This window comes from Paraburkholderia sp. BCC1876, assembly GCF_902833695.1.
Lineage (GTDB): Bacteria > Pseudomonadota > Gammaproteobacteria > Burkholderiales > Burkholderiaceae > Paraburkholderia.
On sequence record NZ_CADFGI010000002.1, the window covers coordinates 146,756 to 158,796 of the forward strand.

10 protein-coding genes are annotated in these 12,041 nt (G+C 63.5%); 2 read left to right on the top strand and 8 right to left on the bottom strand.

Annotated elements, in window-relative coordinates; translation table 11 throughout:
• Positions 1–82: 82 nt before the first annotated feature.
• From HWY05_RS07120 to HWY05_RS07150, 7 genes are all read right to left on the bottom strand, one after another.
• On the bottom strand, positions 83–1,582 hold the full coding sequence (locus HWY05_RS07120; protein WP_176058421.1) for an efflux transporter outer membrane subunit: 1,500 nt from the start codon (positions 1,580–1,582) through the stop codon (positions 83–85).
• Positions 1,583–1,619: 37 nt separating this feature from the next.
• Positions 1,620–2,822 (bottom strand): efflux RND transporter periplasmic adaptor subunit, encoded by a 1,203-nt coding sequence (locus HWY05_RS07125; RefSeq protein WP_035551412.1) that lies wholly within the window; start codon positions 2,820–2,822, stop codon positions 1,620–1,622.
• A complete protein-coding gene (locus HWY05_RS07130; RefSeq protein ID WP_176057892.1) occupies positions 2,812–6,069 on the bottom strand; it encodes an efflux RND transporter permease subunit in 3,258 nt (1,085 codons plus the stop codon). Before HWY05_RS07130 ends, HWY05_RS07125 begins: the two co-directional genes overlap by 11 nt.
• Positions 6,070–6,312: 243 nt before the next feature.
• On the bottom strand, positions 6,313–6,987 hold the full coding sequence (locus tag HWY05_RS07135) for a response regulator transcription factor (protein WP_035551406.1): 675 nt from the start codon (positions 6,985–6,987) through the stop codon (positions 6,313–6,315).
• 16 nt (positions 6,988–7,003) lie between these two features.
• Positions 7,004–7,927, bottom strand: a complete 924-nt coding sequence (locus HWY05_RS07140) for a LysR family transcriptional regulator (protein WP_035551403.1) — start codon at positions 7,925–7,927, stop codon at positions 7,004–7,006.
• 324 nt (positions 7,928–8,251) lie between these two features.
• Positions 8,252–8,626 (bottom strand): hypothetical protein, encoded by a 375-nt coding sequence (locus HWY05_RS07145; protein ID WP_176057893.1) that lies wholly within the window; start codon positions 8,624–8,626, stop codon positions 8,252–8,254.
• A 345-nt stretch (positions 8,627–8,971) separates the two neighbouring features.
• Positions 8,972–9,205 carry a hypothetical protein gene (locus HWY05_RS07150; protein WP_176057894.1) on the bottom strand — a complete coding sequence of 78 codons (234 nt, stop codon included), beginning with the start codon at positions 9,203–9,205 and terminating at the stop codon, positions 8,972–8,974.
• Positions 9,206–9,386: 181 nt separating this feature from the next.
• Between HWY05_RS07150 and HWY05_RS07155 the strand changes: the two genes are divergently transcribed.
• Together HWY05_RS07155 and rfbC are read left to right on the top strand one after the other, a co-directional pair.
• Positions 9,387–10,382 carry a helix-turn-helix domain-containing protein gene (locus HWY05_RS07155; protein WP_035551399.1) on the top strand — a complete coding sequence of 332 codons (996 nt, stop codon included), beginning with the start codon at positions 9,387–9,389 and terminating at the stop codon, positions 10,380–10,382.
• A 120-nt stretch (positions 10,383–10,502) separates the two neighbouring features.
• Positions 10,503–11,054, top strand: a complete 552-nt coding sequence (gene rfbC / locus HWY05_RS07160) for a dTDP-4-dehydrorhamnose 3,5-epimerase (protein ID WP_176057895.1) — start codon at positions 10,503–10,505, stop codon at positions 11,052–11,054.
• 48 nt (positions 11,055–11,102) lie between these two features.
• Here the strand turns inward: rfbC and HWY05_RS07165 are convergent, their stop codons facing one another.
• On the bottom strand, positions 11,103–11,990 hold the full coding sequence (locus HWY05_RS07165; protein ID WP_176057896.1) for an EamA family transporter: 888 nt from the start codon (positions 11,988–11,990) through the stop codon (positions 11,103–11,105).
• Positions 11,991–12,041 lie beyond the last annotated feature (51 nt).

Consider the following 12,041-nt stretch of genomic DNA (forward strand, 5'->3'; position numbering starts at 1 on the left):
GCGGGTTCAGAGAACCCACGACGTTTTTTTGTTTGCGGCCGCAACGGTTTGCGACAAAACGTTGTTGAAGGCAGTCGCTCGTTTAACCTGCGGGGGCGACTGCGGCAGAGGCGCCAGAAGTACTGGAAGCGCCCACGGCAACCGGCATCGCCCGAAGTGGCATCGCCTCAACCTCAGGCGCGGCCTTGGCGCCGTCCGCCGACCAGCCGCCACCCAACGCCTCGATCAAGCCCACGGAAGCCAGCAAACGCCGCGTTTCGAGGTTCAACGCATCGATCTGCGTGGTCAGCTCGGTGGTCTGCGAGGTCACCACGTCCAGATAGCTGACCACGCCGTCGCGATAGCGCGACATCGACAGCGTCAACGTGCGTTGTGCGGCGATCAGCGCGGCGTTCTGCTGCGTGGCTTCATCGCCGAGATGATGCAGTTGCGCGAGGTTGTCCTCCACCTGCTGGAACGCGAGTAACACGGTCGCCTTGTACTTCGCGCCGTTCTCGGCGAGCTTGGCGCGCGCCTGATCGGTCATCGCTTCACGGCGGCCACCGTCGAACAGCGTGAGGACGAGACTCGGACCCACCGACCAGATTTCGTTGGGCGCCATCAACCATGGCGAAAGCGTGTCGCTTTGATAACCGCCGTCGAGACCGAGCGAGATATCCGGGAAGAACGCCGCCTTGGCCACGCCGATCTGCGCGTTCGCTTGCGCGACGCGTCGCTCGGCCGCCGCGATATCGGGCCGCCGCTGCAACAACGCGGCCGGCACGCCGGTCGGAATGGACGGCAGATAGGTCGTCGCCGTCACCGGCGCCAGCGCGAAAATCGACGCGGGCTGGCCGGTCAGGCTGGCGATCGCATGTTCGTAGAGCGCGCGGCGCGCGGCGATATCGTCGGCGGAGGCGCGCGCAGTATCCAACTGAGTCTGCGCGCGCGACACGTCGAGGTCCGACGCAATCCCACCGGCATGGCGGCTCATGGTGAGGGTGAGGGCGCGCTGGTAGGTGGCGATCGTATCGTTGAGCAACTGCTGTTGCGCGTCGAGCCCGCGCAGATTGAAATACGCGTTAGCCAGATCCGCCTGCAGGCTCAGGCGCACCGATTCGAGATCAGCCTCGCTGGCCTGCGCCGCCGCGTTGCCGGCAGCCACTTCGTTGCGGATCTTGCCCCATAGATCGAGGTCGTAGCTGATGCCGACGTCGACGTTATTGGTGCCGTACACCGAAGGCTGTCCCGTGCCCCGCAGCGGGCGGTTATCCGACTGCCGCTGACGTTCGACCGACGCTTCCGCGCCGATCGTTGGCAACAATCCCGAGCGGGCCTGCGCGAGATATGCAGTGGCTTCGTCGTGACGCGCCATCGCGGCGGCGACATTCGGGTTGGCCGCTGCCACCTGTTGTTCCAGATGATCGAGCACGGGATCGCGATACACGGTCCACCACGCGTCGCGCGGCACGCGGTCGGCCGGCCGCGCGAGTTGCCAGGCGCCGCCTTCCTTGAACGTGGTGGGAATGCTGGCGGCCGGCGCATGGTAGACCGGTGCGAACGAACAGCCGCTCACCAGCAGCGCGGCGGCTAAGGCAACCATTGCAACGTTCGCCACGTTCGCAACGCGCAAGCGGCGTTTATCCATGGGTGCTCTCCGCTGCGCGGCGCTCCGCCAGCGCCGTGCCCGGGGTGCCTTGCAGCCGCACTTCATCGCCCGAGGCGAGTGAGTCGGGCGGGTTGTCGATCACGCGGTCGCTTGGGTTCAGACCCGACGCGATCTCGACGTGCGTGCCGAGATCGGTCGCGATCGATACGGGTTTCAGCACCGCGCGGTTGTCGTTGCCGACCACGGCGACCTGCAAGCCGTGTTGCCGGAAAATCAGCGAACTCGCGGGAATCGACAACGCGTGGGCATTGGTCGGCAAATCGAAATGCACCTCGGTGTACTCGCCGGGGATCAACACGCCGTCTTTGTTGTCGACCGATAGTTGCACCAGCAACGTACCGGACGACGGCGTGATCGCGTCGTCGGTATCGACCAGTTTGGCGTTGAACTTGACGCCCGGACGTTCCGGCACGGTGAGCGTTGCGCTCATACCGGGCTGGATCGCGGCCGCTTCATCCTGCGGCACGCTGACATAGACGCGCAACTGGCGAGCGTCGGATACCGAGAACAGCTCCGGCCCATTGCCGCCACCGGCGTTGATCAGCGCGCCGATATCGGTCGTGCGTGCGGTGACGACACCGTCGAACGGCGCGGTAATGCGTTTGAACGATTCGAGCGCTTCCAGGCGGCCCACATTCGCCTGGGCCGCGGCGACCGTGGCCTGCTTTGCGACGAGGTCGCTGGTCTTCTCATCGGCGTCCTGCTGCGAAACCGAGTCCTGTTTCAGCATCTCCGTCCAGCGGTGCGCGGTGGACGCCGCGAGTTTTTCATTGGCCACCGAATTCTGCAGATCGGCGCGCGCCTGCTGCAACTGCTGATCGAGGTCCGGCGTGTCGATCACCCCAAGCAATTGGCCGGCTTTGACATGCGTGCCGATATCCGCGTACCACGCGTGCAGATAGCCGGACACACGCGCATAGATCGGCGCGTTGACGAAGGCGGACAGACGTCCCGGCAACACCAGCGCCTGCGCGTCGGCGTCGTGTTTGGGTGTGTACGCAACCACCGTCGGCACGGCTTGCTGCGCGGACCAGGTGGTCAACTCCTGCTTCGCGTGGACGCGGCTCGCGATACCGCTCGCCACGATGCCCGCCGCGACCAGCAGCGCGACGATACCGACGAGCCTCAGATGACGCAGCCGTTTGGGCGAATTGATCTCGATCTCAGTGGACATGATGGACTCCGGGTTCGGATGAAGAGTGGTCGTGAGAAGAAGCGGGCGAATGATCGTGCCCGGCGGCATCGCGCCGGTGCACGAGACTGAAGACGACGGGCACGAACAGCAGCGTGGCGAACGTCGCGCAGATCAGACCGCCGATCACGGCGCGACCGAGCGGGGCGTTCTGTTCGCCGCCGTCGCCGAGGCCGAGCGCCATCGGCGCCATGCCGATGATCATGGCGAGCGCGGTCATCAGCACCGGGCGAAAGCGCGTGAAGCCGGCTTCCATTGCGGCGACCAGCGCATTGCCGGTCACCGCGAGCCGTTCGCGCGCGAAGCTCACCACCAGAATACTGTTGGCGGTCGCCACGCCCATGCAGAGAATCGCGCCGGTCAGCGCCGGCACCGAGAGCGGCGTGTGCGTGGTGAACAGCATCCAGACGATGCCGGCCAGTGCCGCGGGCAACGCGGTGACGATCACGAACGCATCGCTCCACGAATGGAAATTCACGACGATCAGCAGAAAGATCAGCAGGATCGCCCCGAGCAGGCCGAGCGACAGACCGAGGAACGCGCTGTTCATGGTCTGCACCTGGCCGCGCAGCGTGACGATCGAACCCTTCGGTACGTCTTTCGCGGTGGCGTGCACGATGGTCTGAATCTTCGCGGCGACCGCGCCGAGGTCCTGACCTTGCGTCGTCGCGAACACGTCGTAGAGCGGCTCGATGTTGTAGTGCGACACGACCGCATCGCCCACGCCGCGTGTGATCGTCGCAATGCCGCCGAGAATCTGCGCCTGGCCGGCCTTGCTGGTCACCGGCAGATTGCTGAGGTTCGACAGCGACGTCATCCGGTATTGCGGCGTTTGCGCCACGATCGGATACGACACGCCGTTCTTCGGATTGAGCCAGTAAGTCGGCGACACCTGGCTCGTGCCGGACAGGCTCGCCACCACGGAGTTGGTGACGTCCTGTTCGGTAATGCCGAGCTGATCGGCGCGCGAGCGGTCCACGGAGACGGTGAATTGCGGATAGGTGGAAGCTTGCTGGATCCGCGTATCGGCGATGCCGGGAATCATCCGCATCTGGCGCATCACTTCGTTGGCGTAGCGATGATTCGCCGCCTGGTTCGGCCCGGCGACCTGCAGATCGATCGGTGCGGGCGCACCGAAATTCAGAATCTGACTCACGATATCGGCCGGCAGGAACGCGAACGTCGTCCCCGGAAACTGGCGCGGCAATGTTTCGCGCAAGGTGCGCACGTAGTCCGCGGTCGGCTGATGGTCCTCGTTCAGCGAAACGAAAATGTCGCCGTCCTGCGGGCCGGTCGTGCCGCTGTTGTTATAGGTCAGATTGATACCGCTGTTCGGCAAGCCGATGTTGTCGACGATGCTGCGCATTTGATCCGGCGGAATCGCGCGGCGCACCGCGTTTTCGATCTGATCGAATTGCGCGGCCGTGTCTTCGATCCGTGTGCCGATCGGTGCGCGTACATGGATCGCAATTTCGCCCGAGTCGATATTGGGGAAGAAATTGCGGCCGAGCCACGGCGCGAGCAGGAACGACGCGCCGACCACGATCAGAAACCCCGTCACGAAGCGCTTGCGGTGGGTGAGCGCGAGACCCAGCACGATCCGGTACACGCCACGCACGCGCTCGAAACGATGTTCGAAGCCGCGCTGGAAACGCACCAGCGGATTGCGCGAGCGCGGCGCGTGGAAGTGGCCGCCGTGCGGGTCCATCACGGCGGCGAGTTCGCCCGACGCGTGGCCGCCCGATGCATGCGGACGCAACAGGTATTGCGCCATCATCGGCACAAACGTACGCGACAGAATGAACGACGCGATCATCGCGAAGATCACGGCTTCGGCCATCGGCACGAATAGAAAACGCGCAATGCCGTTCAGCAGCAGCATCGGCACGAACACGATACAGATACACAGCAGCGACACGAACGCAGGCGCGACGATCTGCGCGGCGCCGTCCAGAATCGCGCTCCTCACGTCCTTGCCTTGTTCCAGATGCCAGTTGATGTTCTCGATCGTGACGGTGGCGTCGTCAACCAGAATCCCGACCGCCAGCGCGAGGCCGCCGAGCGTCATCACGTTGAGTGTTTCGCCCATCGCGGCAAGGCCGGCAATCGCGGCCAGCACCGCGAGCGGAATCGACGCCGCGATAATCACCGTGGAGCGCCAGCTACCGAGGAACAGCAGAATCATCAGCGAGGTCAGCGCGGCGGCGATCACGCCTTCGCGCGCCACGCCGCTGACCGCGCCTTTCACGAAGGTGGACTGATCGCCCATCGTGACGAGCTTCAGGCTCGGCGGCAAGGTTGCTTCGATACGCGGCAGTTGCGCCTTGACGCCCGCGATAATGTCGAGCGTCGACGCCGAGCCGTTCTTCAGAATGCTCATCAGCACCGCGCGATGCCCGTCCACGCGCACCACGTTGCTTTGCGGCGGATAACCGTCGCGTACGTGCGCCACATCACGAATGTAGATGGTTGCGCCATCCACGGTCTTGATCGGTAGCGCGTTGAGTTCGTCGAGCGCGAGCGGACTGTTGTTCAGCTTGATGTTGTATTCGAAGCGGCCGATCTTTTCGGTGCCGGCGGGAATGATCTGGTTCTGCTGCGCGAGCGCCGTGGCAACGTCGTTCGCCGAGAGCTTTTTCGCCTGCAAGGCCTGCGGATCGAGGTCGATCTGCACTTCACGAGTCTTGCCGCCGTACGGCGTCGGAATCGCCACGCCCGGCACGCTCAGCAATTGCGGACGAATGAAGTTGGTCGCGTAGTCGGCGAGTTTCTGTTCGTCGAGCGTATTGCTGGTGAGCGCCAGTTGCAGCACCGGCACCGTGGACGCGTTGTAGTTGAGAATTTGCGGCGGCGTGGTGCCGGGCGGCATCTGCTTGAGCACCGTCTGCGACACGGAGGTGACCTGCGCGGTGGCGGTGCGGATATCCACGGTCGGCTGGAAGAAAATCTTAACGATGCCGTAGCCGCGAAACGATTGCGACTCGATATGCGCGACGTCGTTGACGGTCGTGCCGAGCGTGCGTTCGTAGTAGCTGACGATCCGCCCGGACATGTCGTCCGGTTGCAGGCCGGCGTAGTTCCACACCACGCTGATCACGGGAATGCGGATGTCGGGAAAGATATCCGTCGGCGTGCGCAACGCGGCAAGCGGGCCGATCAACAGGATCAGCAGCGCCAGCACGATGAACGTGTAGGGCCGGGTTAAAGCCAACCGGACTATTTTTAACATCGAAGGCTGCTCCGTTCAGAGGCGCGATTGAATCTGCGCGGGCGTGTGTCAAGTGGGGCTCGCCCTGATGGCGCGACCCGGTACCGGCATTCTGGAGAGCGGGGCCTAACAGGCGTGGACTAATCAAATGAAACTAGTTTTAGGAAGCGGCGCGTGGTCCGTCATCGCATCGGCACGCGTGCCGCAACGACTTTAGCGCTGCAGGCAGCGCTAAAGTTCGTTCACCGCAACGGTTGGAATGCGTCAGCCGAACAGATAACCCGAACCGCGAATCGTGCGGATCAACGGACGCTCGCCGGGCGTGTCCACTTTCTTGCGTAAGCGGCCTACATGGACGTCGATCAGGTTGGTGCCGGGATCGAAACGGCAGCCCCACACGGCTTCGAAAATCATTGTGCGCGTGAGCACCTGGCCGGTGTGACGCATCATGAATTCGAGTACGCGAAATTCGGTGGGTTGCAGGTCGAGTTCGCGTTGCCGATGCATGACTTTGCGGCGGACCAGATCGAGTTCCAGCGCGCCGCTGCGCAGCAGCGTCTCGGCTTTCGCGTGACGTGGGCGGCGTCGCAACAACACTTCGACGCGCGCGAACATTTCCTCGGGCGAGAACGGCTTGGTCAGGTAATCGTCGCCGCCGGCACGCAGACCCTGAATGCGCTGATCGACGTCGGACATGGCGCTCATCACCAGCACGGGCGTTTCCATGCCGACGCCGCGCATGGTCGCGACGATCGTCAGGCCGTCGAGATCGGGCAGCATGCGGTCGAGCGTCACGACGTCGTAGTCGCCCGCCATGACCTTCGCCATGCCTTCGCGGCCAGTGCGTGCCACCTCGACGGAAAAGCCGCTGGCGGTGAGCGTGCGCACGATGTCGTGGGCGATCAGCTCGTCATCTTCTATGGTCAATATTTTGGGCATGATGCGCGAGCCCGGTTCAGGCGACCGCGCGCAAAGCGACCTGACGGTCCGGTGCGCGATACTGGCCGACCGCGAAGTCGATGAAGCTGCGCACGCGCATCGACAGATAGTTGCGGCCGGAGTAGAGAATCGACACCAGGCGCGGTCCGCCGTTGATCTCGAACTGTTCGAGCACGGGCACGAGCGCGCCGCGCGCGAGGTCGTCGGCAATGATCGGCAACGGCAGCAGCGCGATACCCATATGGTTCAGCGCCGCTACGCGCACCATCGCGCTGCTCGTCGCGGTGAGCGCGCTGCCGGTGTTGACGCGGTAAAGGCCGTCGGCGTCGGTGAACTCCCAGGTGCGCGACGAACCGTCGGACACCGTCAGCAGACCATGCCGGTTCAACGCGGCCGGATCGCGCGGCGTGCCGTTGCGCGCGAGATACGTGGGGGACGCTACCGTGATTTCGTCGACGCTGGTCAGCAGGCGGCTCACCAGCGTGGAGTTAGTGAGCCGGCGGTCGTCGGAGAAGCACACGTCGAAACCGCCTTCCACCAGGTCGATGTGCGTGTCGAACGTCGTGACGTCGAAGTCCACCCGTGGATGCAATGTGCGATACGAGGCCAGCAGTGCGCCGAGGCCCGCGCTGGCGAACGTCATGGGCGTCGCGATGCGCAGCGTGCCTTGCGGGTCGCGGGTGGTTTCCAGCAGCGTCGATTCCATCTCGTCGAGCTTTTCGATGATCGCGCGGCAACCGTCGAGATACTCGCGGCCCACGTCGGTCAGCGACAGACTGCGCGTGGTGCGATTCAGAAGACGCATGTTCAGATGCGCCTCCAGCGTGCCGACGCTGCGTGTGACCGCGGCCGCGGACATGCCTAACTGTCTTGCCGCAAGATTGAAGCTGGCGAGATCGACTACTCGTGTGAAGACACGCATCGCTTGTAGCTGGTTCATAGTGGAACAGTAGAGAAGGGCGATGGGATGCATCATCGGCGATGGCGAGTAAAACCGGACAGCTAGGTGGATTAAGTCTTTTTTAATTTTATGAAATGTTCATGAACAATGCAGATTACGCAGGACCGTCATGCCTGGATGAAAACATCGGGAAACCTAAGTAATGGGAGAGCGCGGACAAAAAAAGAGCGCGGACGGAGCCGCGCTTCGGAAAAAAGACTTGAAAGAAAGTAGCCGCTGCCACGCGGCTGGGCACAGTATAGGTGGGATGGGTGGCGCGTTGCGCGCGCATTCTGAAACGCTGTTGTGCGCGCAGCGCAATATTCAGTTGAGCATGCCGTGTACTTCGAGCGAGGCTTCCAGATGTTGCGTCAGCGCGTGATGCAACTTGGCGAGACTGTCGGTCGGTAGCGCGAAGCCGGCCCAGCCGAGTCCTGAATGACGCAGGAACACCACGGCGCCATCGTGCAGCGGATGCTTCTCGGTGTGCCAGCAGGGATCGACCTCGACCACATATTGATGTGTGCGCAACGGCTCTTTCGGCACTTCCGGGCGCATCATCGCGCGCAGTGCGCCGAGATGTTCGATCACGGCGTCCAGATCGGACACGTCGAGCAGCACCGCGCGACCTTCAATGTCGATGCGGATCGCCTGCTGTCCATACTCGTTGACTCTTTCGATGTTCATGGGGCGCGTCATGGCTCTGCTCCTTGCGGCTATCACGATGCCCAAATTATGGCCCCGCGATTCTTAGACGATCCTTAAAGTGCACGATCGGGGCATGAAACTTTGTTTAAGAACGCCGCACGACCTGCCCGTCGCCGCAGGGTTCAATCGTCTGAGGTTTTTTCTTGAGCCGTGGGGATTGGAAGCCGTTTAAGTCAGACGTAAAGGCGCCGGATGTTTCAATATCGAAACATTTTCTGTCGGTAAGAAATGGACTGAAAAATGCTTAAAGAACGGATTCGTATGATATCGGGGCCGGTATCAATGGAAGCGCAGATAAATTCCCGGTTTGCGAATAAAAATGCGATTGGATTGTCATTATTCGCGAAGTGTCGAGTTCAGGTTTGAAACACTTTTCGACGCATCGTGAATCACCCCGGACGGTAAATCAAACCCACGCTGGCTTGCGTACAGCCGGCGGCCAAGCGGCTGAAATGCGAGTCTGCACGCGGCTGTGCAGGCAGACGGCAAAATCGCACCGGGATTTCGCCACGCCACCACGCCGCGACAGGCCGTCTGCCGGATGAAACGCCAGATAATGTTTTTCTTCATACCTTGCGTTTCCCGATACGGATTTGTTTTTCAAATTTACTATAGCGAAGCATTCCGCTAACATCACGCTTAATCCGTTAAGCGGCGTTATCGGCGGTTTCAATCTTAATAACGCATTTTGCTGATATGGGCGCTAACGGGGCATCGGGGTCCACAACGTAGGCTAGTTTGGGGAAAGATCATGCCGCAGATGCACCTGGATACCGCGAGGATCACCTGGCTCCATACGCCGACATTGAACGTGCGTAGTGCGGCGCGGCGAATCGGCGTGGTGCTGTTCAACGGCTTCTGGCTGCTCGGGCCGGGCACGGTGATCGAAATGTTCCAGACCGCCAATGAACTCGCGGGTTCGCGAGCCGGCGAGGAGCCGCCCTACGAGGTGCAGTTTCTGTCCATGGACGGCGGCAGCGTCGCCAGTTCGTCGTCGGTGCGGATCTGGACCGACCGTATCGACACGCGCTACGGCAGCGGCTTCGACGTGCTGTATATCGCCGGTGGCCAGGGCGCGCAGACGGCCGCGCACGACGAGCGGCTGCTCAGCTGGCTGCGTTCGGTGCAAACGCGTACCCGGACCATCGAAGCGATCGGCGAAGGACGGCTCGTGCTGGACGCCGCCGGGCCGACCGAGTCCACCGGGCCGCAACTCAATCGCTTTCCTGCGGGCGCGTCGGCCGACAGCGCCTTCGGCGCCTCCAGTGATCGTAACGACTGCGCCCGCAGCGCGCTGATGTTCATCAAGCGCGACCTGGGCGCGGAACTGGCGCGCAGCGTCGCCGACCGCGTCATGCCCGGCATGGCCGCAACGTGGGTGCCGTTACCCGCGGAAGGCGGCACGCTCAGCGTGGCCGAGAAGATCCGCGCGGCGGCGCGCTGGATGGAAGCGAACTGCGATCGCCCGGTCTCGGTGGCGGATGCCGCGCAAGTGGCCGCCATGAGCGAGCGCAATTTCCTGCGGCGCTTCAAGCACGAAATGCAGCTCACGCCGTCGGACTATCTGCTGCAGGTGCGGCTACGGATTGCCTGCAATTTCCTGACCGAAACCGAATTGCCGGTCGACAAGATCGCGCGGCGCAGCGGCACCGGCAACGGCGATCGCCTCGCTAAAATATTCCGCAAACGGATGGCATTGTCGCCGACCGAATATCGCGCGCGCAGCCGGGTGGCGTCGGAGGTCTAGCGTTCTTTCAACTCGCGCGAGCGAGGGTAGGCGTGCCGGCGGTGCGCCTCATGACCGGTTGGCGCGGCCGCAACGGCGGTCGTCATCGCGCCGGGCAGGCTTTTTACGAGTACAGCGGCAATGGGCAACAAGGTCATCGCGACGGCATTGCCGGAGGTGAAGCTCATCGAGCCCGAAGTGTTTTGCGACGAGTTCGGTTTCTGCTTCGAGAGCTTCAGCACCGACGAGTTTACCGACGACGTCGCGCCCGGCTTCACGTTCGTGCAGGACCGGCATTCGCGCGCGGTGCGTGGCGTGTTGCGCGGACTGCACTATCAGGTGCAGCGTCCGCAAGGCCGCCTGATGCGCGTGGCGGTCGGTGAGGTGTTCGACGTCGCCGTCGACGTGCGGCTCAATTCGCCGAACTTCGGCAAATGGACTGGCGCGTATCTGAGCGCGGCCAATCATCGGCAGATGTGGGTGCCGCCGGGCTTCGCGCACGGCTTCGTGGTGCTGTCGCAGGCGGCGGAGTGTCTGTGGAAGACCACGGAGTACTGGTTTCCCGAACTCGAGCGCTGCATCGTGTGGAACGATCCGGATATCGGCATCGACTGGCCGATCGATTTCGCGCCGACGCTAGGCACGAAAGACGCCGCGGGCCGGCGGCTTTATGAAGCGGAAAACATCGCCTGAAAGGGAATGTAGCCGCGATCGTGACCGCGACGGCACAGGCCTTCACCGTCAACCCGTGGCCACCACCGCCCCGACACTCGCGGTGACGACCAGCAGCGTCCCCGCGATCTGCAAGACTCCCATCGGCTGATGCAGCACGACGAAGCCGGCCACCGCGCCGATCGCTGGTTCGACGCTCATCAGGATGCCGAATGACGCGGCGGGCATGCGCCGCAGCGCCACCATTTCCAGTGCGTACGGCAGCAACGGCACCAGCAACGCGAGCCCCGCCGTGGCGGCGATCTGCGCGCCGGCGATGTGGCCGCCGCTTTGCGCCAGGCCGAAGGGCGTGGCGATCAGCGCTGCGGCAAGCAGCGACACCGACAGTCCTTCGAGTCCCGCGAATAACGCGCCGGTCTTCTTCATCAGCACGATGTAGCTGCCCCAGCCGAGCGCCGCGCCGAAGGCGAGCAGCACGCCGAGCGGTTCGCCGATCCACCCGCCGCGATCACGCGACAGCAGCACCACGCCGGCAATCGCCAGCAATGGCCACAGCAGCGCCCGCAGGCGGCGCACCGCGAAGGTGGCGACGGCGAGCGGTCCGAGAAAGTCGATCGCGACCGCCAGTCCCAAGGGAATGCGCTGCAACGCCGAGAAGAAACACAAGGTCATGCCGGCCATCGCCGCGCCGAGCGCGCCGGCCGCGAACCAGTGCGCGCGCGAGTAGCTCAGCAGGCGCGGGCGCACCAGCAAGGCCAGCACCAGGGCGGCCCAGCTCAGTCGCAGCCACGTCGTGCTGAGCGATCCGTAGGCGGCCATGGTCGGTGCGGAGAGCGCGGCGCCGAACTGCACGCTCGCCATCGACAGCATGCACAGCAAGGCGGCCCACGGGGAGCCGGCGGGTTTTAGCGCGGACTGCGCGGGGCTCAGCGCCGGTTGGAGGGTGGTGTCCTGCATCGTCGTAGGTCGCTAATCGCCGTTGGTTCGAGTTCGTGGCCGCTATCTTAG

Excerpts from the sequence above, each read along its gene's own strand:
- HWY05_RS07155 (WP_035551399.1), top strand. The coding sequence starts at position 9,387 with ATGCCGCAGATGCACCTGGATACCGCGAGGATCACCTGGCTCCATACG.
- HWY05_RS07130 (WP_176057892.1), bottom strand. The coding sequence starts at position 6,069 with ATGTTAAAAATAGTCCGGTTGGCTTTAACCCGGCCCTACACGTTCATC.
- HWY05_RS07135 (WP_035551406.1), bottom strand. The coding sequence starts at position 6,987 with ATGCCCAAAATATTGACCATAGAAGATGACGAGCTGATCGCCCACGAC.
- HWY05_RS07140 (WP_035551403.1), bottom strand. The coding sequence starts at position 7,927 with ATGAACCAGCTACAAGCGATGCGTGTCTTCACACGAGTAGTCGATCTC.
- HWY05_RS07145 (WP_176057893.1), bottom strand. The coding sequence starts at position 8,626 with ATGACGCGCCCCATGAACATCGAAAGAGTCAACGAGTATGGACAGCAG.
- HWY05_RS07120 (WP_176058421.1), bottom strand. The coding sequence starts at position 1,582 with ATGGTTGCCTTAGCCGCCGCGCTGCTGGTGAGCGGCTGTTCGTTCGCA.
- HWY05_RS07125 (WP_035551412.1), bottom strand. The coding sequence starts at position 2,822 with ATGTCCACTGAGATCGAGATCAATTCGCCCAAACGGCTGCGTCATCTG.
- HWY05_RS07165 (WP_176057896.1), bottom strand. The coding sequence starts at position 11,990 with ATGCAGGACACCACCCTCCAACCGGCGCTGAGCCCCGCGCAGTCCGCG.
- rfbC (WP_176057895.1), top strand. The coding sequence starts at position 10,503 with ATGGGCAACAAGGTCATCGCGACGGCATTGCCGGAGGTGAAGCTCATC.
- HWY05_RS07150 (WP_176057894.1), bottom strand. The coding sequence starts at position 9,205 with ATGAAGAAAAACATTATCTGGCGTTTCATCCGGCAGACGGCCTGTCGC.